19 protein-coding genes are annotated in these 20,636 nt (G+C 60.7%); 12 read left to right on the top strand and 7 right to left on the bottom strand.

Annotation, left to right across the window (positions count from 1 at the left end; translation table 11 throughout):
* From PMI29_RS12975 to PMI29_RS12990, 4 genes are all read left to right on the top strand, one after another.
* Positions 1–559, top strand: a 559-nt coding sequence (locus tag PMI29_RS12975) for a mechanosensitive ion channel family protein (RefSeq protein ID WP_007998966.1), incomplete at its 5' end; no start/stop codon positions are given.
* A 233-nt stretch (positions 560–792) separates the two neighbouring features.
* Positions 793–1,425, top strand: a complete 633-nt coding sequence (gene rhtB / locus PMI29_RS12980) for a homoserine/homoserine lactone efflux protein (RefSeq protein WP_007998964.1) — start codon at positions 793–795, stop codon at positions 1,423–1,425.
* Between the two features lie 162 nt (positions 1,426–1,587).
* Positions 1,588–3,486 (top strand): cytochrome c/FTR1 family iron permease, encoded by a 1,899-nt coding sequence (locus PMI29_RS12985; protein WP_007998963.1) that lies wholly within the window; start codon positions 1,588–1,590, stop codon positions 3,484–3,486.
* Positions 3,487–3,594: 108 nt separating this feature from the next.
* Positions 3,595–4,050, top strand: coding sequence for a YaiI/YqxD family protein (locus PMI29_RS12990; protein WP_007998960.1), 456 nt, complete (start codon positions 3,595–3,597; stop codon positions 4,048–4,050).
* A 108-nt stretch (positions 4,051–4,158) separates the two neighbouring features.
* On the opposite strand, the gene elbB is transcribed toward PMI29_RS12990, so the two are convergent.
* On the bottom strand, positions 4,159–4,827 hold the full coding sequence (elbB, locus tag PMI29_RS12995; RefSeq protein ID WP_007998959.1) for an isoprenoid biosynthesis glyoxalase ElbB: 669 nt from the start codon (positions 4,825–4,827) through the stop codon (positions 4,159–4,161).
* Between the two features lie 115 nt (positions 4,828–4,942).
* Between elbB and PMI29_RS13000 the strand changes: the two genes are divergently transcribed.
* Positions 4,943–6,178, top strand: a complete 1,236-nt coding sequence (locus PMI29_RS13000; RefSeq protein ID WP_007998957.1) for a sterol desaturase family protein — start codon at positions 4,943–4,945, stop codon at positions 6,176–6,178.
* Here the strand turns inward: PMI29_RS13000 and PMI29_RS13005 are convergent.
* Positions 6,159–6,791: a DedA family protein gene (locus tag PMI29_RS13005; protein ID WP_007998955.1), complete on the bottom strand. Its 633-nt coding sequence runs from the start codon at positions 6,789–6,791 to the stop codon at positions 6,159–6,161. The two genes, PMI29_RS13000 and PMI29_RS13005, sit on opposite strands and share 20 nt — an antisense overlap.
* A gap of 208 nt (positions 6,792–6,999) precedes the next feature.
* On the opposite strand from PMI29_RS13005, the gene hemB reads away from it, so the two are divergent.
* Both hemB and ppk1 read left to right on the top strand, forming a co-directional pair.
* On the top strand, positions 7,000–8,013 hold the full coding sequence (hemB, locus tag PMI29_RS13010; protein WP_007998953.1) for a porphobilinogen synthase: 1,014 nt from the start codon (positions 7,000–7,002) through the stop codon (positions 8,011–8,013).
* An 18-nt stretch (positions 8,014–8,031) separates the two neighbouring features.
* A complete protein-coding gene (gene ppk1, locus PMI29_RS13015; protein WP_007998951.1) occupies positions 8,032–10,254 on the top strand; it encodes a polyphosphate kinase 1 in 2,223 nt (740 codons plus the stop codon).
* Between the two features lie 243 nt (positions 10,255–10,497).
* Here the strand turns inward: ppk1 and ppx are convergent, their stop codons facing one another.
* The 5 genes from ppx to PMI29_RS13040 form a co-directional block, all read right to left on the bottom strand.
* Entirely contained in the window at positions 10,498–12,000 is a 1,503-nt protein-coding gene (gene ppx, locus PMI29_RS13020; protein WP_007998948.1) for an exopolyphosphatase, read from the bottom strand.
* Positions 12,001–12,242: 242 nt separating this feature from the next.
* Complete coding sequence (locus tag PMI29_RS13025; protein ID WP_007998946.1) at positions 12,243–12,980, bottom strand: amino acid ABC transporter ATP-binding protein; 738 nt, start codon at positions 12,978–12,980, stop codon at positions 12,243–12,245.
* On the bottom strand, positions 12,967–13,617 hold the full coding sequence (locus PMI29_RS13030; protein ID WP_007998944.1) for an amino acid ABC transporter permease: 651 nt from the start codon (positions 13,615–13,617) through the stop codon (positions 12,967–12,969). Before PMI29_RS13030 ends, PMI29_RS13025 begins: the two co-directional genes overlap by 14 nt.
* Positions 13,614–14,282, bottom strand: a complete 669-nt coding sequence (locus PMI29_RS13035; RefSeq protein ID WP_007998942.1) for an amino acid ABC transporter permease — start codon at positions 14,280–14,282, stop codon at positions 13,614–13,616. The genes PMI29_RS13030 and PMI29_RS13035 overlap by 4 nt, the downstream gene beginning before the upstream one ends.
* Before the next feature lie 22 nt (positions 14,283–14,304).
* Entirely contained in the window at positions 14,305–15,090 is a 786-nt protein-coding gene (locus PMI29_RS13040) for a transporter substrate-binding domain-containing protein (protein ID WP_007998940.1), read from the bottom strand.
* Positions 15,091–15,346: 256 nt separating this feature from the next.
* On the opposite strand from PMI29_RS13040, the gene PMI29_RS13045 reads away from it, so the two are divergent.
* From PMI29_RS13045 to PMI29_RS13065, 5 genes are all read left to right on the top strand, one after another.
* Positions 15,347–16,054, top strand: a complete 708-nt coding sequence (locus PMI29_RS13045; RefSeq protein WP_033052444.1) for a FadR/GntR family transcriptional regulator — start codon at positions 15,347–15,349, stop codon at positions 16,052–16,054.
* A 120-nt stretch (positions 16,055–16,174) separates the two neighbouring features.
* Entirely contained in the window at positions 16,175–16,504 is a 330-nt protein-coding gene (gene trxA / locus PMI29_RS13050; RefSeq protein WP_003206727.1) for a thioredoxin TrxA, read from the top strand.
* Between the two features lie 247 nt (positions 16,505–16,751).
* Positions 16,752–18,011 (top strand): transcription termination factor Rho, encoded by a 1,260-nt coding sequence (gene rho / locus PMI29_RS13055; RefSeq protein WP_003206716.1) that lies wholly within the window; start codon positions 16,752–16,754, stop codon positions 18,009–18,011.
* Positions 18,012–18,151: 140 nt separating this feature from the next.
* Positions 18,152–19,618 carry a 4-hydroxy-3-polyprenylbenzoate decarboxylase gene (gene ubiD / locus PMI29_RS13060; RefSeq protein ID WP_007998936.1) on the top strand — a complete coding sequence of 489 codons (1,467 nt, stop codon included), beginning with the start codon at positions 18,152–18,154 and terminating at the stop codon, positions 19,616–19,618.
* Entirely contained in the window at positions 19,618–20,586 is a 969-nt protein-coding gene (locus PMI29_RS13065; protein ID WP_007998934.1) for a CDP-6-deoxy-delta-3,4-glucoseen reductase, read from the top strand. Before ubiD ends, PMI29_RS13065 begins: the two co-directional genes overlap by 1 nt.
* The last annotated feature ends 50 nt before the right edge of the window (positions 20,587–20,636 follow it).

The following is a 20,636-nucleotide window of genomic DNA, read 5'->3' as shown; positions in this document are numbered from 1 at the left end:
GCCGGCGGTGTGGGTCGAGCCGATCTGGCTCGGCGTGCAAATCCTCCTGATCCTGTTGGCCGGGTACTTCGCCCAGCGCTTCGTCGCGAAATGTCTGACCCGTCTCGGTGAGCGTTACCCGTTCCCGCCGCAGTTGTTGATGCCGCTGCGGGGCGGTTTGCGCTGGTTGATCATGGGCAGCGCGCTGATTTTCGTCCTGGAGCGACTTGGTGTATCGGCCACGGTGCTCTGGACCGCGTTGTCCGGTTTCGTCGCGGTGGCGGCGGTGGCGTTTTTCGCCATGTGGAGCGTGCTGTCGAACCTGCTGTGCGCGATATTGATCTTTACCGTCGGCCCGTTTCGCATAGGTGACGTGGTCGAGTTGGTGGACACCACCGACAAACCCGGCGTCAAAGGCCGGGTGGTGGCGATCAATCTCCTGTACACCACGCTGATCGAGGCTGAAGAGCTCGGCACGGGCAGCGCCATGGTGCAGGTGCCCAACAGTTTGTTCTTCCAGCGTTCGGTGCGGCGCTGGCGCGGGACGGATGTGTTTCCTTCCAGCGGGTTTGAAAAGTAAACCTTCTGCTGCCTGATACACCGCCATCGTCGGATCGCCGCCCGGAGCAAGCCCGCTCCCACAGTTGATCTTCAGCGAACCTGAGAGCCCTGTGGGAGCGAGCTTGCTCGCGATGAGGCCCTCAAACCCTGAACGCTGGTCGGCCGTCACCATGTCCTGCAAAAAATCGATAGTCATCCACCCAAAGCCGCATTAGCTTAGACGTCTGTCACGAGTCTGAGTCGAGGTGTGCAATGGAGCTTCAAACATGGCTGGCTTTTTTTGCCGCCTGCTGGGTAATCAGCCTGTCCCCCGGTGCCGGCGCCATTGCGTCGATGTCCAGCGGCCTGCAATACGGCTTCTGGCGCGGCTACTGGAATGCCCTGGGTCTGCAATTGGGCCTGGCTTTGCAGATCGCCATCGTCGGTGCCGGTGTCGGCGCCATTCTCACGGCTTCGGCCACAGCCTTCTATGCAATCAAATGGTTTGGCGTGGCGTATCTGGTCTACCTCGCGATCAAGCAATGGCGGGCGCTGCCCAGCGATATGAGCGATGACGCGGCAGTGCGCCAGATCGGCAAGCCGATGGCCCTGGTGTTCCGTGGTTTCCTGGTGAACATCAGCAACCCCAAGGCGCTGGTGTTCATGCTGGCGGTGTTGCCGCAGTTCATCGACCCCCATGCTCCACTGCTGATTCAGTATCTGGTGATCGGCGTGACCATGGTCTGCGTCGACCTGATCGTCATGGCCGGCTACACCGGTTTGGCGTCCAAAGTGCTGCGTCTGCTGCGCACACCGAAACAGCAAAAACGCATGAACCGGACCTTTGCCGGGCTGTTCATCGGGGCGGCAGCGTTCATGGCGACGCTGCGCAGAGCCGCAGTCTAAACCGACAGAAACCCCAAAAGGCGACCCATGCGGTCGCCTTTTTCATTGACGAATCAGTACCTTGGAGAACCCGCGATTTCGCAGGGAGGCCCAACAAGGCTTGAGCGAAATCCGTTGGGCGTTAACAATATGTAACTTCGTTTTTCAAATTGAGATTCATTCATGATTGCCCCCACCCGTTTCCTGGCCTGGCTGTTGCTGCCGCTGTTCGCGGCGTGCAGCTTTCAACTGCTGGCCGCCTCCGCAGAAGGTGCGCCGCAGGCGCTGCACTTGCTCGATTACATCGGCGCGGATTACCCGGACACGGTGCAGGCGGGCAGCATCACGAATCAGGCCGGATTTCGCGCGCAGCAAGAGTCGGTCAAGACGCTGGGAAGTCTGATTGCAGCCATGCCAGCCATACCGGAAAAAGCTGCGCTGGAGCAAAGCCTGACCTCGCTGGGAAACTCCATCGGCGCCCGTCAGGACGGTGCCGAGGTCACTCGCCAGACCCGGCAACTGGGTGCGAAGCTGGCCGTGGCCTATGAAGTCAGCCAGGCCCCGGTCATTACGCCGGACCCGTCGCGTGGGGCGCCGCTGTACGCCCAGCATTGCTCGGTCTGCCATGGCGACACGGGGGCTGGCGACGGCCCGGCAGGTGTTGGCATGACGCCACCGCCGTCCAACCTGCGCGATACCACTCGGCTGGATCGCCTGAGCCTCTACGCGATCTACAGCACCTTGGGCCTGGGTGTCGAAGGGACTGACATGCCAGCCTTTGCCGATCAAATGGATGATCGTCAGCGTTGGGACCTGGCCACCTATATCGCCAGCTTCAGTGTCGACCTGGCGACAGCCAATGCTGACAAAACCTACAACATCGCCGACCTGGCCCGTCAGACTCCGGCCGAAGTACAGTCCGCTGAAGGCTCGCAAGCCGCTGCGACGTTTCGTGCCCAACGGGCGCAACCGCCGCAGGTCAAGCGTGGCCCGGCACAATTGCTCGACTACACCGCGGCCACTCTGGACAAGAGCATCGCGGCGTATCGTGCCGGTGAGCATGATCAGGCTTATGACTTATCGGTAGCAGCGTATCTGGAAGGTTTCGAGCTGGTTGAAAGTTCGCTGGATAACATTGACGCCAACGTGCGTAAAGACACTGAAAAATCCCTGATGGCCTACCGTCAGTCGTTGCAGGACGGCCTGCCGGTGAACGACGTCGAACAGCGCCTGGACGCGGCCAAGGCCAGGTTGAAGGCGTCGGCCGGTCTGCTGGGCAACGACGGTTTGAGTTGGTCGTTGAGTTACATTTCCGGCTTGCTGATTCTGCTGCGCGAAGGTCTTGAAGCGATTCTGGTGCTGGCGGCAATCCTGGCTTTCCTGCGTAACACAGGTCAACAGACGGCGGTGCGCAGCGTTAACGTCGGCTGGGGCCTGGCGTTTGTGGCGGGGCTGGGTACCTGGGCGCTGGCAGCCTATGTGATCGATGTCAGCGGTTCGCAGCGCGAATTGCTGGAAGGCGCGACGGCGTTGTTTGCCAGCGTCATGGTGCTGTGGCTGGGCGTGTGGATGCATGACCGTCGTCACGCGGCGGCCTGGCAGGATTACATCAAGACCAGCCTGGTGGGCGGCGGCGGGCGCTTGGGCTTCGCGACCCTGGCGTTTTTCTCGGTGTATCGCGAATTGTTCGAAGTGATTCTGTTCTACGAAACCCTGTGGCTGCAGGCCGGTCCCGCGGGACACAACGCGGTGCTGGCCGGTGGTGCGACCGCTGTGGTGATGCTGACTGGTCTGGCCTGGGTGATTTTGCGCGGTTCGGCGAAGTTGCCGCTGGCGCTGTTCTTCAGCATCAACGCCGGTCTTTTGTGCGCCTTGTCGGTGGTGTTTGCCGGGCATGGCGTGAAAGCGCTGCAGGAAGCCGGGATCTTCGGTACGCGACCGGTGCCGTTCTTTGACTTTGAATGGTTGGGAATCCATGCCGATGCGTATTCGCTGAGTGCTCAGGCCGTGGCGATTGCAGCGATCATCGTGTTGTATGGCCGCAGCCGGGTGGCTGAGAAGCAGCGCGTGCAGGTTTCTTAAACGGCATTCGCTTCGCTCACTTTCGCGGGCAAGCCACGCTCCCACAGGTTTAGCGTTAACCTGTGGGAGCTGGCTTGCCCGCGATGCTTTTCAACAGAGGAAAAACCAATGCGTGTGTGGATCGATGCCGACGCCTGTCCGCGGGCGGCCAAGGACCTGGTGGTGAAGTTCGCCCTCAAGCGCCAGTTCGAAGTGGTGCTGGTGGCCGGGCAGCCGCAGATCAAACCGGGGCTGGCACTGGTCAAGCTGATCGTGGTGCCGACCGGCCCGGATGCAGCGGACGACTATCTGGTGGAATACGCGGTGCCTGGTGAGCTGGTGATTTGCAGCGATGTGCCATTGGCCGACCGTCTGGTGAAGAAGGGCGTGGCAGCGCTCGATCCACGAGGCAAGGAGTTTGATGCGCAGAACATGGGGGAGCGGCTGGCCGTGCGCAACCTGTTCACCGATTTGCGCGAGCAGGGGCAAGCGGGCGGGGGGCCAGCGCCGTTCGGCGACCGTGAAAAGCAGGCGTTTGCCAATGCGCTGGACCGGATCCTCACCCGGCTGGCCCGCAAACTGTAGGAGCGAGCTTGCTCGCGATGGACGTCAACGATGACGAGTGCTGGCTGGATGAACGCGGCGCTCTCACGTCTTTCGCGAGCAAGCTCGCTCCTACAGTCCTGAACAGTGTCAGGCATCGCTTTCGTGGGTCAGCTCCAGTACCCGGTCTACCAGCTTGTTGATCCCCGACGCCGCTTCGCTGATCGATTGCGCCAGCATGTAAGCCGGGGTGCTCACCAGTTTGCGTGCCTTGTCTTCGACGATGTCACTGACCGCGCAATCGGTATGGGTTGCGCCCATCTTGTTCATCGCGGCAGCGGTGTCGGTGTCATTGCCAATGGTGCAGGTCACGCCCGGGCCGTAGATTTTTGCCGCCAGGGCAGGGGAAATGCACATCAATCCCACCGGTTTGCCGGCCTCGGCAAAGGCTTCGGTCAGTGCCAGGACATCCGGTTGAACGGTGCAGCCGGCGCCTTCGATGGCGAAGCTGGACAGGTTCTTGGCCGAGCCGAAGCCGCCGGGCACGATCAACGCATCGAACTCATCGACGTTCGCGTCACGGATATCCTTGATGTTGCCCCGGGCAATCCGCGCCGATTCCACCAGCACGTTGCGCGACTCGGGCATTTCTTCGCCGGTCAGGTGGTTGATCACATGCAACTGCGCGATGTTCGGTGCGAAACACTGTACCTGGGCACCGCGCTGGTCCAGGCGCAGCAGGGTGATAACACTCTCGTGGAGCTCGGCGCCGTCGTATACGCCACAACCGGAAAGGATCACTGCAACTTTTTTGCTCATGGGCTTTTCTCCAGATTCATGGCGTTAAATGTCCACTAATTTGTCACTCGTTGCCATAGGGTTAATTCACGGTTACACATAGCATCTGTCCTCAAGATTCCGGTCAGGGCGCGTCATGGACCTCATTCTGTATGCGGTTCCGTTTTTCTTTGTGCTGATCGCTGTCGAGTTGCTGGCCGACCGTTGGCGCGGGGTGAGCAATTATCGGGTGGCGGACGCGATCAACAGCATCAGCACCGGCGTGCTGTCGACCACCACGGGTCTGTTGACCAAGGGTGTGGGTCTGGTGACCTATGCGTTTGCCCTCAAGCATCTGGCACTGTTCGAGCTGTCGGCCGACAGCGTCTGGACCTGGGTGTTTGCCTTTGTCTTCTACGACTTCTGCTACTACTGGCTGCACCGCTTGGGCCATGAGCGCAACATTCTCTGGGCCGCCCATTCGGTGCATCACCAGAGCGAGGACTACAACCTGTCCACGGCGTTGCGCCAGACCAGTACCGGATTCCTGTTGAGCTGGATCTTCTATCTGCCGATGGCAGTGTTCGGCGTGCCGCTGCTGGTGTTCGTCAGCGTCGCGGCGCTGAACCTGCTGTACCAGTTCTGGGTGCACACGCGGCATATTCCCAAGCTTGGCTGGTTCGAATGGTTCTTTGTCACGCCGTCCAATCATCGGGCTCACCATGCACAGAACGCTCTCTACATGGATCGCAACTACGGCGGCGTGTTCATTATTTGGGATCGTCTGTTTGGCTCGTTCCAGGAAGAAGACGACAACGAACCAGTGATCTTTGGCGTGACCACGCCGCTGGCGAGCTGGAATCCCGTGTGGGCGAACGTGCAGTTCTACGCGCAGTTGTGGACAGATGCCCGGCGTGCCGAAAGCACCTGGGACAAGCTGCGGATCTGGTTCATGCGTACCGGCTGGCGCCCGGCGGACGTGGCGGCCAAATACCCGATGAATAAGCCGGACCTGAGCCAGTTCCGTAAATTCGAAGTAGCACTGGACGGGCGTCAGCAGCTCTACGTCCTTTTGCAGTTCTGCGTCTATATCGCGCTGGGCAGTTACTTGATGAATCTTGAACCGAAGCTGCCAGTCGCTGCCCTGGTGTTGGGCTGGGGAGCGGTGGCGTTCGGTCTGTTTGTGCTGGGCGTGGCCCTGGAGAATCGCCCGTGGGCGTTGAAGCTGGAGCTGGCGCGGCTGGCGTTGAATCTGCCATTGGTATGGCTGGCCCCGGTGGTGGGGCTGTGGCCGGCCAGCGCCGTGGGCTGGGTCGGCCTGCTCAGTTACAGCCTGATGAGCGGCATCGGTCTCTATTGCTGCAGAAACCGCATCACTCGGTTGGTGTCGTAGGGCCTTCGGTATTGGTCCGCACAGCTTTCAGGGCTTGTTCGTCGGCGTAGACCTGCTTGGCCAGGCGGGCATTCTTGAAGCGCCGGCGCAGCCACAGTACGAAGCCCAGGACCAGCAGCGCACCGAGCACCCATAGTTCGTACTTCTTCACACTGCCGAGCATGCCTTCGAGCACTGCGCCGAAATGGTACGCGGCCGCTGCCAGTGCGGCAGCCCAGATCGCCGCGCCAATGCCGTTGAGCAGCAGGTAACGACCCGGCGGATAGCCCGACAGCCCGATGGCTACCGGCATGACCGTACGCAAACCGTAGACGAAGCGGAAGCTCAGTACCCAGATGTCCGGATGCTTGCGAATGTGTTCCAGCGCGCGATCACCCATCATTTGCCAGCGCGGCTTGCGCGCCAGCAACTTGCGGCCGTGTTTGCGCCCCAGGAAATACCACAGTTGGTCGCCGGCATAGCTGCCGAAGAAGGCCACGACCACCACCAGGTTGATGTCCATGTATCCACGGAACGCGAGGAAGCCCGCGAGTACCAGAATGGTTTCGCCTTCGAAGAACGTGCCTAGAAAAAGGGCAAAGTAGCCGAAGTCATGCAGAAATTGTTGGAGCATTGTCTGGGTGCTGGCGAAATGAACGCGCAGCCTAACCCTTCGGACACATTCAGGAAAGTGTCCAAATGTGTCTCGACGTGAACATTTCCTACAACGACAATGGAATGCGGCTACCTGTCACAGGGGTGCACACAACTGTCACACGTTCGTCATAATGGCCGCTTATAACTGTCACGCTCGCCCGTAAGCGCGGGCTCAGGAGTCTGCCGTGAGCTTTACCCCCGCCAACCGTTTGTTCCCCGCAACCCGCCTGCGCCGTAACCGTCGTGACGACTTCTCGCGTCGTCTGGTCCGTGAAAACGTCCTGACCGTCGATGACCTGATCCTGCCGGTGTTCGTGCTGGACGGTGAAAACCGTCGCGAAGCGGTGGCCTCGATGCCGGGCGTCGAACGCCTGACCATCGATCTGTTGCTGGAAGAAGCGGCCAAGTGGGTCGAATTGGGGATTCCGGCACTGGCGCTGTTCCCGGTGACGCCATCGGAACTCAAGTCGCTGGATGCCGCCGAAGCGTGGAACCCGGAAGGCATCGCCCAGCGCGCGACCCGCGCATTGCGTGCGCAATTCCCTGAGCTGGGCGTGATCACCGACGTCGCTCTGGACCCGTTCACCACCCACGGCCAGGACGGCATTCTGGATGAAGTAGGCTACGTGCAGAACGACATCACCGTCGACGCACTGGTCAGGCAAGCCCTGTCCCACGCCGAAGCCGGCGCTCAGGTCGTGGCGCCATCGGACATGATGGACGGTCGCATCCAGGCGATCCGCGAAGCCCTCGAAGTGGCCGGTCACGTCAATGTACGGATCATGGCCTACTCGGCGAAATACGCCAGCGCCTATTACGGCCCGTTCCGCGATGCGGTCGGTTCGGCTCTGAACCTGGGCAAGGCCAACAAGGCCTCCTATCAGATGGACCCGGCCAACAGCAATGAAGCCCTGCACGAAGTGGCGGCAGACTTGTCAGAAGGTGCAGACATGGTCATGGTCAAGCCAGGCATGCCGTACCTGGACATCCTGTGCCGTGTAAAAGAAGAATTCAAAGTGCCGACGTTTGTTTATCAAGTCAGCGGCGAATACGCCATGCACATGGCGGCGATCCAGAATGGCTGGTTGAGCGAAGGGGTTATCCTCGAGTCGCTGACCGCTTTCAAACGTGCAGGGGCAGATGGCATCCTGACGTACTTTGCCGTTCGTGCCGCTCAATTGTTACGAGAGCAAAAATAGCCCTCCCAGGAACATTCGATGAATACCGAAGTACTCACTGAAGTTGCCGTAAAAGACGCTCAACCCGTTGTGGAGCAAGTTGACGAGACCCCGCCGGAGCTGGAGCCAGCTCCGCCCGCGGCGGTAGTCGAAACAACTGCGACAGTGCCGGCGGTGGCCATTCCTGGCCTGGATGACAGCAGCCTGTACATCCACCGCGAGCTCTCGCAACTGCAGTTCAACATCCGCGTGCTGGAGCAGGCGCTGGACGAGTCCTATCCGTTGCTGGAGCGGCTGAAGTTTCTGCTGATCTTCTCCAGCAACCTGGACGAGTTCTTCGAAATTCGTGTCGCCGGCCTCAAGAAGCAGATCACCTTCGCCCGTGAACAGGCCGGCGCCGATGGTCTGCAACCGCATCAGGCACTGGCCCGCATCAGCGAACTGGTCCACGGTCACGTTGATCGCCAGTACGCGATCCTCAACGACATTCTGCTGCCGGAGCTGGAAAAACATCAGGTCCGCTTCATCCGTCGCCGTTACTGGACGACCAAACTCAAAACCTGGGTGCGTCGTTATTTCCGCGACGAGATCGCGCCGATCATCACCCCGATCGGCCTCGACCCGACGCACCCGTTCCCGTTGCTGGTGAACAAGAGCCTGAACTTCATCGTCGAGCTCGAAGGCATCGACGCCTTCGGTCGCGACTCCGGTCTGGCGATCATCCCGGCGCCACGCCTGTTACCGCGCATCATCAAGGTGCCGGAAGAAGTTGGTGGCGCTGGCGACAACTATGTATTCCTGTCGTCGATGATCCACGCCCACGCCGATGACCTGTTCCAGGGGATGAAGGTCAAGGGCTGCTACCAGTTCCGCCTGACCCGTAACGCCGACCTGGCGCTGGACTCCGAAGATGTAGAGGACCTGGCCCGCGCCTTGCGCGGCGAGCTGTTCTCCCGTCGTTACGGTGACGCAGTACGTCTGGAAGTGGCCGACACCTGCCCGAAACACCTGTCCGACTACCTGCTCAAGCAGTTCAACCTGAGCGAGAGCGAGTTGTATCAGGTCAACGGTCCGGTGAACCTGACGCGGCTGTTCAGCATCACCGGCCTGGACAGCCAGCGCGAGCTGCAATACCTGCCGTTCACCCCGCAGATCCCGAAACTGCTGCAGAACAGCGAGAACATCTTCAGCGTGATCAGCAAGCAGGACATCCTGCTGCTGCACCCGTTCGAGTCGTTCACCCCGGTGGTGGACCTGCTGCGCCAGGCCGCCAAGGACCCACACGTGCTGGCGGTGCGCCAGACCCTGTACCGTTCCGGCGCCAACTCGGAAATCGTCGATGCGCTGGTGGATGCCGCGCGTAACGGCAAGGAAGTCACGGCGGTGATCGAACTGCGTGCGCGCTTCGACGAAGAATCCAACCTGCAACTGGCCAGCCGGCTGCAAGCGGCCGGTGCAGTGGTGATCTACGGTGTGGTCGGCTTCAAGACCCACGCCAAGATGATGCTGATCTTGCGCCGCGAGGCCGGCGAGATCGTGCGTTACGCGCACTTGGGCACCGGTAACTACCACGCCGGCAACGCCCGCCTGTACACCGACTACAGCCTGCTGACCTCCGACGACGCCCTGTGCGAAGACGTCGGCAAACTGTTCAGCCAGTTGATCGGCATGGGTAAGACGTTGCGCATGAAGAAATTGCTGCACGCGCCGTTCACCCTGAAAAAGGGCATGCTCGACATGATTGCCCGCGAAACACAGTTCGCCCTCGACGGCAAACCGGCGCACATCATCGCCAAGTTCAACTCGCTGACCGATCCGAAGATCATCCGCGCGCTGTACAAGGCCAGCCAGTCGGGTGTGCGCATCGATCTGGTGGTGCGTGGCATGTGCTGCCTGCGGCCTGGCATTGCCGGGGTCTCGCATAACATCCACGTGCGTTCGATCATCGGCCGCTTCCTGGAGCACACCCGGGTCTTCTACTTCCTCAACGGTGGCGATGAGCAGATGTTCCTCTCCAGTGCCGACTGGATGGAGCGCAACCTCGACAAGCGCGTCGAGACCTGCTTCCCGGTGGAAGGCAAGAAGCTGATCATGCGGGTCAAGAAAGAGCTGGAGCTGTATCTGACCGATAACACCCACAGCTGGAGCCTGCAGTCGGACGGCCGTTACATCCGTAACACGCCGACCGGCAACCAGAACCCGCGTAGCGCCCAGGCGACATTGCTGGAACGTTTGGGCAGCCCGATCCTGGCGGTTCGTTAACGCCAGGGAGCCTGTGGGGGGCGAGCTTTTGTGGCGAGGGGGCTTGCCCCCGTTCGGCTGCGTAGCAGTCGTAAAATATTGCACGCGGCTTACCTGACACGGCATGACCACAGGTTTTGGGGTCGCTTCGCGACCCAACGGGGGCAAGCCCCCTCGCCACGAAAGCCCATTCCCTTAGGGGGCTGCATTGTTTGCTGAATCGCGGCACAAAAAAAGGCCTTCCGAAGAAGGCCTTTTTCAATTTCAGCGCACGGTCAGCACGATGTCGACCCGGGTCAGCCATTGCGCTTCAATTTCAAAGTCGGCCTGGGTCAGCTGGTTTTCGTCCAGCCAGTTTTCCGGGAACACCACTTCCAGGCTATTGCCATAGGCGTTCAGTTCCACCTGTGGCATTTGCTGGGTACCGCGGATGTGGTGGAACAGGATCGCGAAGCGCAGCAACACGCACAGGCGAATCAGCTTGGTGCCGTCCTCGCCGAACTCGGCGAACTTGTCCTTGGGAATGTTGCGTCGGTGGCCGCGTACCAGAAGCGCGAGCATCAACTGGTCTTCGCGGGAGAACCCGGCGAGGTCCGAGTGCTCGATCAGGTAGGCACCGTGCTTGTGGTACTGGTAGTGAGCGATATCCAGGCCCACTTCATGGACCTTGGCCGCCCAGCCGAGCAGTTCGCGCCAGACGCCGTCTTCCAGATCCCAGTCCTCGGCCACCTGATCGAACGCATGCAGCGCCTTGCGCTCGACCCGTGCCGCCTGTTCCTGATCGACGTGGTAGCGCCCCATCAGCGAAGTGAGGGTGCGTTCACGCACGTCTTCGTGATGATGGCGGCCCAGCAAGTCATAGAGCACGCCTTCGCGCAGGGCGCCTTCGCAGTGATCCATGCGTTGCAGTTCGAGGGAGTCGAAGATCGCTTCGAGAATCGCCAGGCCGGCCGGGAAAATCGCCCGGCGATCCGGCTTGATACCTTCGAAATCGATTTTCTCGACGTCACCCATCTTGATCAGTTTGCGCTTGAGCCAGGCCAGGCCCTCGGCATTGACCTCGCCCGAGCCTTGACCGCCGGCCTTCAGCGCCAGGCCGATGGCACGGATGGTACCCGAGGAGCCGATGGCTTCATCCCAGGTCAGGCGGTGCAGGGCGTGCTCGATGCTCATGATCTCCAGTCGCGCCGCGGTGTACGCCTGGGCGTAACGGGCCGGGGTGATCTTGCCGTCCTTGAAATAACGCTGGGTGTAGCTGACACAGCCCATTTGCAGGCTTTCGCGCAGCAACGGTTCGAAGCGCTGGCCGATGATGAACTCGGTACTGCCACCGCCAATGTCGGCCACCAGGCGTTTGCCCGGTGTGTCGGCGAGGGTGTGGGACACGCCGAGGTAGATCAGACGTGCTTCTTCACGACCGGAGATGACTTCAACCGGATGGCCGAGGATTTCTTCGGCGCGGCTGATGAATTCGGCACGGTTGCGGGCTTCACGCAGGGCGTTGGTGCCGACGATGCGCACGGCGCCGGTGGGCATACCGCTGATCAGCTGGGCGAAGCGCTTGAGGCAATCGAGCCCGCGCTGCATGGATTCTTCATTGAGGTGGCGCTCTTCGTCGATGCCCGCGGCCAGCTGAACCTTCTCCCCGAGACGCTCGAGAATACGGATCTCGCCGTTCTGGGCCTTGGCCACGACCATGTGAAAGCTGTTGGAGCCCAGGTCGATTGCGGCGATCAGGGACAGATTCTTGGCTTGGGATTGCGGCATGGTCAGGGGATCTCGGTCGATAACCTCGACATCGTGCCACGATCAAAGGCTGCCGCCAACGCGTAGGAGCTGCCAAAGGCTGCGATCTTTCACCATGGGGCTCTAGTGGTGCGGCCACTGGCCTCTTCGCGGGCAAGCCCGCTCCCACAGGTTTTTGCAGCGAATACGCAATCGTATTCCAGTAGAGGACCCTGTGGGAGCGGGCTTGCCCGCGAAGACGGCGTCAAGAGCACCGCAGATCTTCAGACCGCCGCTTCGACCGTGCCAATGAAATTCGCGAGCTCCGCCGTCTGCGGGTTGGCGAACAACACCTTCGGATCGCCTGTTTCATGCACCTTGCCCTGGTGCATGAACACCAGTTTGTCTCCAACCTCCCGGGCGAAGCGCATTTCGTGGGTGACCATGATCAGCGTCATGCCTTCCCTGGCCAGTTGCCGGACCACACTCAGCACTTCGTTGACCAGTTCCGGGTCCAGCGCCGAGGTGATTTCGTCGCATAGCAAAACCTTTGGCGACATCGCCAGTGCCCGGGCAATCGCTACCCGCTGTTGCTGCCCGCCGGACAGGCGATCAGGGAAGGCATCGAACTTTTCCCCCAGCCCGACCCTCTCCAGCATCTGCCGCGCCAGTTCGGTGGCCTTGGCTTTCGGTACTTTCTGCACCACTTGCGGCGCGAGCATGACGTTCTCGCCGACGGTCAGGTGCGGGAACAGATTGAACTGCTGGAACACCATCCCGACTTTCTGCCGCAGGCTGCGCAGATCGGCGCGGGCGGCGTCGAGGTACTCGCCGTCGACTTCGATCACGCCGTCGTTGATCGACTCCAGGCCGTTGAGGGCGCGCAGCAGGGTGGACTTGCCCGAGCCGCTGCGACCGATGATCGCCACCACCTGGCCTTCCTCGATGCTCAGGTCGATGCCTTTGAGCACATGGTGATCGCCGTAATATTTATGCAGGGCGGAAATTCTAAGCAGAGGCATGCAGTCTCCTTTCCAGGTATCGCGCACTGAGCGACAAGGGGTAGCAGAGCAGGAAGTAGCCGAGGGCGACGAGGCCGTAGACCATGAAAGGTTCGAAGGTGGCGTTGGCGAGCATGCCGCCGGTCTTGGTCAGCTCGGTGAAGCCAATGATCGAGGTGACGGCGGTGCCTTTGACCACTTGCACCGAGAAGCCCACAGTCGGCGCCACGGCGATGCGCAATGCCTGTGGCAGGATCACATGGCGTAATTGTTCCAGCGGGTTCAGCGCCAGGCTCGATGAGGCCTCCCACTGGCCGTTGGGAATCGAATCGACGCAACCGCGCCAGATCTCCGCCAGATAGGCACTGGTGAACAACGTCAGTGCAATCGCCGCCGCCATCCACGGCGAAATCTCTATCCCGGCCAACGCCACGCCGAAAAACACCAGGAACAGCTGCATCAATAGTGGTGTGCCCTGAAACAGTTCGATGTAGGTGCGGGCGAAACTGCGCGGCAGGGATTTATCCGAGATGCGCATGACCATGATCAGCAAGCCAATCAGTCCGCCGCCAACGAACGCCACCAGCGACAGCGCCAGCGTCCATTGCAGGCCCGTGAGCAGGTTGCGCACGATGTCCCAGAAGGTGAAGTCGCTCATCGGCTGCTCCTTGCAATGAAGCGGTGGCCGATCCAGTTCAGTAACTGACGGATCAGCAGTGCCATGCACAGGTACAACAGCGTGGTCAGGGCGTAGGTTTCAAAGGCGCGGAAGTTGCGCGATTGAATGAAGTTGGCGGCGAAGCTCAGCTCCTCGGTGGCGATCTGCGAACACACCGCTGAACCGAGCATGACGATGATGATCTGGCTGCTCAGGGCCGGCCAGACTTTGCCCAGTGCCGGCAGCAGCACCACATGGCGGAATGCTTCGAGGCGCGTCATCGCCAGTGCCGCCGCGGCTTCCAGCTGACCCCGGGGGATCGCCTGGATGCCGGCGCGGATGATCTCGGTGGAATAGGCGCCGAGGTTGATGACCATCGCCAGCACCGCCGCCTGCCATTCGGAAATCTGCACGCCCAGAGACGGCAAGCCGAAGAAGATGAAAAACAACTGCACCAGGAATGGCGTGTTGCGGATCAACTCGACGTAGACCGCGAAGATCCCCGCGAAAGGCCGGATGTTCCACGCCCGCACCAGCGCCCCGACGATGCCCAGTCCCACGCCGAGCACAGCGCCGATGGCTGTCAACTCAAGGGTGAACAGCGCACCGCGCAGCAATAGATCGGTGTTGTTCACCACTGGCAGGAAATCGAACTGATAAGCCATAAAACGTCTCCAGCGCGCCGTATCAGAGATCGGCCGGCAGTGGCTCTTTCAACCAGGTCAGGGCGTTCTTTTCCAGCGCACCGTCGCTCTTGGCGGTCACGAGGATCTGGTTGACCTTGTCCAGCAGCGCCGGCTCGTTCTTGTTCACGCCCACATAGACAGGTGAATCCTTGAGCTTCACTTTCAGCGCCGGTACGCGTTTCGGGTTCTTCTCGCTGATGGCGACCATCACCACGTTGCCGCTGGCGATCAGGTCGACTTGCCCGGCCAGGTACGCGGCGATGGTCGAGTTGTTGTCTTCGAAACGCTTGATGGTCACGCCTTCGGGGGCGACCTTGGTCAGCTCGATGTCTTCGATGGCGCCGCGAGTGACGCTGATGGTTTTGCCCTTGAGACCGTCCAGACCTTTGATGTCGGCGTCTGGCGGACCGAACACGGCGAGGTAGAACGGCGCGTAGGCGCGGGAGAAGTCGATGACTTTTTCGCGCTCCGGGTTCTTGCCGAGGCTGGAGATCACCAGGTCGACCTTGCCGGTGGTGAGGAACGGGATGCGGTTGGTGCTGTTGACCGGCGTCAGTTCGAGTTTGACCTTGAGCTGGTCAGCCAGCAGTTTTGCGGTGTCGATATCGAGGCCGCGGGGTTTCATGTCCGGGCCGACCGAGCCGAAGGGCGGGAAGTCCTGGGGCACGGCCACCTTGAGGACGCCGCGCTTGACCACATCCTCCAGGCCGTCAGCGTAGGCGGGTGCCTGGCTCAGCATCAGGCTGGCAAACAGTGCAGCGAGGAGGGCGCGGTAACGCTGGGTCATGGCAAATCTCCGAATCGGCAAGAAGTGATTTCTGCGGATCGACTGAGCATGGGCCATGCCAACTTAGGGTTTTGGGGGCGCCAGAGCGCGGTTTTGCTGGTGTCGATCGGTCTTACTGGTCTGAACAGTCAGGTTGCATTTCGCACCCCGATAGCGCAGCCAGGTAAATCACCGAACCCCCATGGGGCACGACTTGCCGGGCGTCGCGAATAGCTTTACAACTGAGCGCACATTGGCCTGGTTCGTCTGGAAAACCATGAACTCGATCTCCCGCGCGGTACCTGAAGTGGCGCTGCAAGCCATCCGCAAACTGATTACCGAACAGGGCTTCGGGCCGGGGGATGCCTTGCCCTCGCAACGGGACCTGGCAGTGCAATTGGGGGTCAGCCGGGCTTCCTTGCGCGAGGCGTTGTCGTCCCTGAGTGCGCTGGGCGTCATCAGCATCCAGCCGGGCAAAGGCGTGTTCGTGCAGGCGCCGGTGGAACTGCCGCGAGGCGATGCGCCGCTGAACTGGCCGTTCGCGGCGCAGGCTTCGCCGCTGGACATCTTCCAGTTGCGCTATGCGCTGGAGGGTTTTGCGGCGGGGGCGGCGGCGGTGAATCTGGGCAGCGCCGACCTCGATGCGCTGGAGGAAAACGTCGCCGCCATGCGCGAGCACTTGCGTGCCGGCGATTTCGACGCAGCGTCGCGGCTGGATTTCGAGTTTCATCGGCGCATCCTGCTCGCCAGTGGCAATCAGGCGATGTTGAGCATCCTCACCGCCAGCGCCGATATCTTTCTTGAGAGCCAGAAGTTACCGTTCATCCGGGCCGAGCGGGCCATGGAAACCTGGCAGGAACACCGAAAAATCCTCCGGGCGCTGGCGCGAGGGGCAGCTGGCGCCGCGCAAAAGGCCATGCAAGAGCACGTACGCAATGCAGCGTTGCGCACCGGAATCGCGTTCGTGGTTCCCGTCACTTCATGACGTGAGCTATACCCAAACTCATGAATCACCATAGCGAGACTCAATCATCTGCACCTTCCTGAACGAGGGAAGGGCGGCTATGATGGGCCACGTTTTTTTGCTTACAACCTGGAGAATTCCATGAGCAGCGATCTTATCAAACACGTTAGCGACGCTAGCTTCGAGGCCGACGTACTCAAGGCCGAAGGCGCTGTACTGGTCGACTACTGGGCTGAATGGTGCGGCCCTTGCAAAATGATCGCTCCGGTTCTGGACGAAATTGCCGAGACTTACAAAGGCAAGCTGACCGTTGCCAAGCTGAACATCGACGAAAACCAGGAAACCCCGGCCAAGCACGGCGTGCGCGGTATCCCGACTTTGATGCTGTTCAAGAACGGCAACGTTGAAGCGACCAAGGTCGGCGCGCTGTCGAAGTCGCAACTGGCTGCTTTCCTCGACGCCAACATCTAAGCGTCGCTGCAAAGTGTCTTGAAAAAGCCCCGCAAATAGCGGGGCTTTTTGCGTATTCAGGGCTAGACGCTCCTAAACTCAGGTGGTACATTCGGCCCCGCACTGGTTTCTCCATTGCCCCCTGCTAGCCGTCGCCGACGCACTCCTTTTCGAATAAGTACGCGATCCTGTCGCCTTCTCAGCGGCGCGGCCTCATTAAGCCAAAAGCTTAATTTCCCCCCTCCATAAATGATTACGTCATTCCTATATGAATCTGACTGAACTCAAGCAAAAGCCGATTACCGAACTGCTCGAATTGGCCGAACAGATGGGCATAGAAAATATGGCCCGTTCGCGCAAGCAGGACGTGATTTTCTCCCTGCTCAAGAAGCACGCGAAAAGCGGTGAGGAAATCTCCGGTGATGGCGTGCTGGAGATTCTCCAGGACGGCTTCGGCTTCCTGCGCTCCGCTGACGCTTCCTATCTCGCAGGCCCGGACGATATCTACGTCTCGCCGAGCCAGATCCGTCGTTTCAACTTGCGCACCGGTGACACCATCGTTGGCAAGATCCGCCCTCCAAAGGAAGGCGAGCGATATTTCGCACTGCTCAAAGTCGACACGATCAACTTCGACCGTCCGGAAAACGCGAAAAACAAGATTCTCTTCGAGAACCTGACCCCGCTGTTCCCGACCGTGCGCATGAAGATGGAAGCCGGCAACGGTTCCACCGAAGACCTGACCGGTCGTGTCATCGACCTGTGCGCCCCGATCGGCAAAGGCCAGCGCGGTCTGATTGTTGCACCGCCGAAAGCGGGCAAGACGATCATGCTGCAGAACATTGCCGCGAACATCGCGCGCAACAACCCTGAAGTTCACCTGATCGTGCTGCTGATCGACGAACGTCCGGAAGAAGTAACCGAAATGCAGCGCACCGTGCGCGGCGAAGTGGTTGCCTCGACGTTCGACGAACCGCCAACCCGCCACGTGCAGGTTGCCGAAATGGTGATCGAGAAGGCCAAGCGCCTGGTCGAACACAAGAAGGACGTGGTGATCCTGCTCGACTCCATCACTCGTCTGGCCCGTGCCTACAACACCGTGATCCCGAGCTCCGGCAAGGTATTGACCGGTGGTGTCGATGCCCACGCCCTGGAGAAACCGAAGCGTTTCTTCGGCGCCGCGCGGAACATCGAAGAAGGCGGCTCGCTGACCATCATCGCCACCGCGCTGGTTGAAACCGGCTCGAAGATGGACGAAGTGATCTACGAGGAATTCAAAGGCACCGGCAACATGGAACTGCCGCTGGATCGCCGTATCGCTGAAAAGCGCGTCTTCCCGGCCATCAACATCAACCGTTCCGGCACCCGCCGCGAAGAGTTGCTGACCGCCGACGACGAGCTGCAGCGCATGTGGATTCTGCGCAAGCTGCTGCACCCGATGGATGAAGTCGCTGCCATCGAGTTCCTGGTCGACAAGCTGAAAACGACCAAGACCAACGATGAGTTCTTCCTGTCGATGAAGCGCAAGTAAGTCGAGCAGGCACAAAAAGCCGGGGAAACCCGGCTTTTTGCTATCCGATTTTTGATCAGGTGGCAGTTCGTGGTTCTGAACCGAAGGGTTCGGCGCTAAACTGCCTGCCCCGAACGCCACGGCCAAAACGAGGCTCACGCATGCAGTATCGCGACTTGCGCGACTTTATCAGCGGCCTGGAACAGCGCGGTGAACTCAAGCGCATCCAGGTTCCGGTGTCCCCAGTGCTGGAAATGACCGAGGTTTGCGATCGCACCTTGCGCGCCAAAGGCCCGGCCCTGCTTTTCGAAAAGCCCACGGGTTATGACATCCCTGTGCTCGGCAACCTGTTCGGCACCCCCGAGCGCGTGGCGTTGGGCATGGGCGCCGAAGCGGTCAGCGAGCTGCGTGAAATCGGCAAGTTGCTGGCGTTCCTCAAGGAACCCGAGCCGCCAAAGGGGCTGAAAGACGCCTGGTCCAAGCTGCCGATCTTCCGCAAGATCATCTCGATGGCTCCCAAGGTCGTCAAAGACGCGATCTGCCAGGAAGTGGTCATCGAAGGCGACGACGTCGACCTGGCCATGTTGCCGGTGCAGACCTGCTGGCCGGGCGATGTCGGTCCGCTGATCACCTGGGGCCTGACCGTCACCAAGGGCCCGAACAAGGATCGCCAGAACCTCGGCATCTATCGTCAGCAAGTGATCGGCCGCAACAAGGTCATCATGCGCTGGCTGAGCCACCGTGGTGGTGCGCTGGATTTCCGCGAGTGGTGCGAGAAGCATCCCGGCCAACCGTTCCCGGTATCGGTCGCGCTGGGCGCCGACCCGGCGACTATCCTCGGTGCCGTGACCCCGGTGCCCGACAGCCTTTCCGAATACGCCTTCGCCGGCCTGCTGCGCGGTAACCGCACTGAGCTGGTGAAGTGCCGCGGCAACGACCTGCAAGTGCCGGCCACCGCCGAAATCATCCTCGAAGGCGTGATCCATCCGGGCGAGATGGCCGATGAAGGCCCGTACGGCGACCACACCGGTTACTACAACGAAGTCGACAGCTTCCCGGTATTCACCGTCGAGCGCATAACCCACCGGATCAAACCGATCTACCACAGCACCTACACCGGCCGTCCGCCAGATGAGCCGGCGATCCTCGGCGTGGCGTTGAACGAAGTGTTCGTGCCGATCCTGCAGAAGCAGTTCCCTGAGATCACCGATTTCTACCTGCCGCCCGAAGGTTGCTCGTACCGCATGGCCATCGTGACCATGAAAAAGTCGTACCCGGGCCACGCCAAGCGGGTAATGCTGGGTGTCTGGTCGTTTTTGCGACAGTTCATGTACACCAAGTTCGTTATCGTCACCGACGACGATATCAACGCCCGGGACTGGAACGACGTGATCTGGGCCATCACCACGCGCATGGACCCCAAGCGCGACACGGTGATGATCGACAACACGCCGATCGACTACCTGGACTTCGCTTCGCCGGTGTCCGGCCTGGGTTCGAAAATGGGCCTCGATGCCACGCATAAATGGCCGGGCGAAACCACCCGCGAGTGGGGCCGGGTCATCGTCAAGGACGATGCCGTGACCCAGCGGATCGATGCCATCTGGAATCAATTAGGAATAGATTGATGCGTGTAACCTTGCAGCCCTCCGGAGCAGTGCTTGAGATATTGCCCGGCGAGCGGATTCTCGATGGCGCACGGCGTTTGGGCTACGAATGCCCGCAAAGCTGCCGCAATGGTAATTGCCACGTGTGCGCGGCGCTGCTGGTGGAAGGCCGGGTCGAGCAGGCCGGCAATGTGCGTGACCATGGCGAGTTCTACACTTGCATAGCGGAGCCGCTGGAAGACTGCATCGTGCTGTGGGATGGCGTGCTCGCCTTGGGAGAACTGCCGGTGCGCAGCGTGTCGTGTCAGGTCATTGAGTGCAAGGACGTGGGCGGCGACACCTGGCGCGTGCGTCTGCGGGCTCCGGCCGGCAAGCCGCCGCGCTACCACGCCGGTCAGTACCTGATGATCGAGCGGGAGAACGGAGAAAAGTCCGCCTTCTCCCTGGCCTCGGCGCCGCATGCGGGGCGCGACCTGGAAATCCACGTACTGGCGCGTGAATCCAGTGCGCTGAGCCTGATCGAACAGCTCCAGCGCAACAGCATGGTGCGGGTCGAGTTACCATTTGGCGATACCCACCTGGAGGAGTTGCCGGACGGTCCTCTCGTGCTGATCGCCGCCGGCACCGGCATGGGCCAGATCCACGGCCTGATCGAACATTGCCGGGCCTCGGGTTTCAAGCATCCGGTGCATTTGTATTGGGGTGTGCGTCGTCCTGAAGATTTTTACCAGGTCGAGCATTGGGACGAATGGCTGAAATTGCCCAATCTGTTCCTGCACAAGGTCGTCAGCGATCAATGTGGCTGGAAGGGGCGTTGCGGCATGTTGCATGAAGCGGTCTGTGAAGACTTCCCTGATCTCAAGCCGCTGCACGTGTACGCCAGTGGCTCTCCGGCCATGGTCTACGGCACGCTGGATGCGCTGGTGGAAGCGGGGATGGACGCGCACCAGATGCGCGCCGACGTATTTGCCTACGCGCCTAGATCCTGATGCTACCCCCCCCTGTAGGAGCGAGCTTGCTCGCGATGGACTCAAGAGCG

Origin of the sequence: Pseudomonas sp. GM49, assembly GCF_000282355.1 — a bacterium.
Taxonomy (GTDB): domain Bacteria; phylum Pseudomonadota; class Gammaproteobacteria; order Pseudomonadales; family Pseudomonadaceae; genus Aquipseudomonas.
This window is presented reverse-complemented; position numbering and strand designations above follow the sequence as displayed.

Bases quoted from the DNA above. Each gene is read 5' to 3' on its own strand.
- rhtB (WP_007998964.1), top strand. From the start codon at position 793: ATGGAGCTTCAAACATGGCTGGCTTTTTTTGCCGCCTGCTGGGTAATC.
- PMI29_RS12985 (WP_007998963.1), top strand. From the start codon at position 1,588: ATGATTGCCCCCACCCGTTTCCTGGCCTGGCTGTTGCTGCCGCTGTTC.
- PMI29_RS12990 (WP_007998960.1), top strand. From the start codon at position 3,595: ATGCGTGTGTGGATCGATGCCGACGCCTGTCCGCGGGCGGCCAAGGAC.
- elbB (WP_007998959.1), bottom strand. From the start codon at position 4,827: ATGAGCAAAAAAGTTGCAGTGATCCTTTCCGGTTGTGGCGTATACGAC.
- PMI29_RS13000 (WP_007998957.1), top strand. From the start codon at position 4,943: ATGGACCTCATTCTGTATGCGGTTCCGTTTTTCTTTGTGCTGATCGCT.
- PMI29_RS13005 (WP_007998955.1), bottom strand. From the start codon at position 6,791: ATGCTCCAACAATTTCTGCATGACTTCGGCTACTTTGCCCTTTTTCTA.
- ppk1 (WP_007998951.1), top strand. From the start codon at position 8,032: ATGAATACCGAAGTACTCACTGAAGTTGCCGTAAAAGACGCTCAACCC.
- ppx (WP_007998948.1), bottom strand. From the start codon at position 12,000: ATGCCGCAATCCCAAGCCAAGAATCTGTCCCTGATCGCCGCAATCGAC.
- PMI29_RS13025 (WP_007998946.1), bottom strand. From the start codon at position 12,980: ATGCCTCTGCTTAGAATTTCCGCCCTGCATAAATATTACGGCGATCAC.
- PMI29_RS13030 (WP_007998944.1), bottom strand. From the start codon at position 13,617: ATGAGCGACTTCACCTTCTGGGACATCGTGCGCAACCTGCTCACGGGC.
- PMI29_RS13035 (WP_007998942.1), bottom strand. From the start codon at position 14,282: ATGGCTTATCAGTTCGATTTCCTGCCAGTGGTGAACAACACCGATCTA.
- PMI29_RS13040 (WP_007998940.1), bottom strand. From the start codon at position 15,090: ATGACCCAGCGTTACCGCGCCCTCCTCGCTGCACTGTTTGCCAGCCTG.
- PMI29_RS13045 (WP_033052444.1), top strand. From the start codon at position 15,347: ATGAACTCGATCTCCCGCGCGGTACCTGAAGTGGCGCTGCAAGCCATC.
- trxA (WP_003206727.1), top strand. From the start codon at position 16,175: ATGAGCAGCGATCTTATCAAACACGTTAGCGACGCTAGCTTCGAGGCC.
- rho (WP_003206716.1), top strand. From the start codon at position 16,752: ATGAATCTGACTGAACTCAAGCAAAAGCCGATTACCGAACTGCTCGAA.
- ubiD (WP_007998936.1), top strand. From the start codon at position 18,152: ATGCAGTATCGCGACTTGCGCGACTTTATCAGCGGCCTGGAACAGCGC.
- PMI29_RS13065 (WP_007998934.1), top strand. From the start codon at position 19,618: ATGCGTGTAACCTTGCAGCCCTCCGGAGCAGTGCTTGAGATATTGCCC.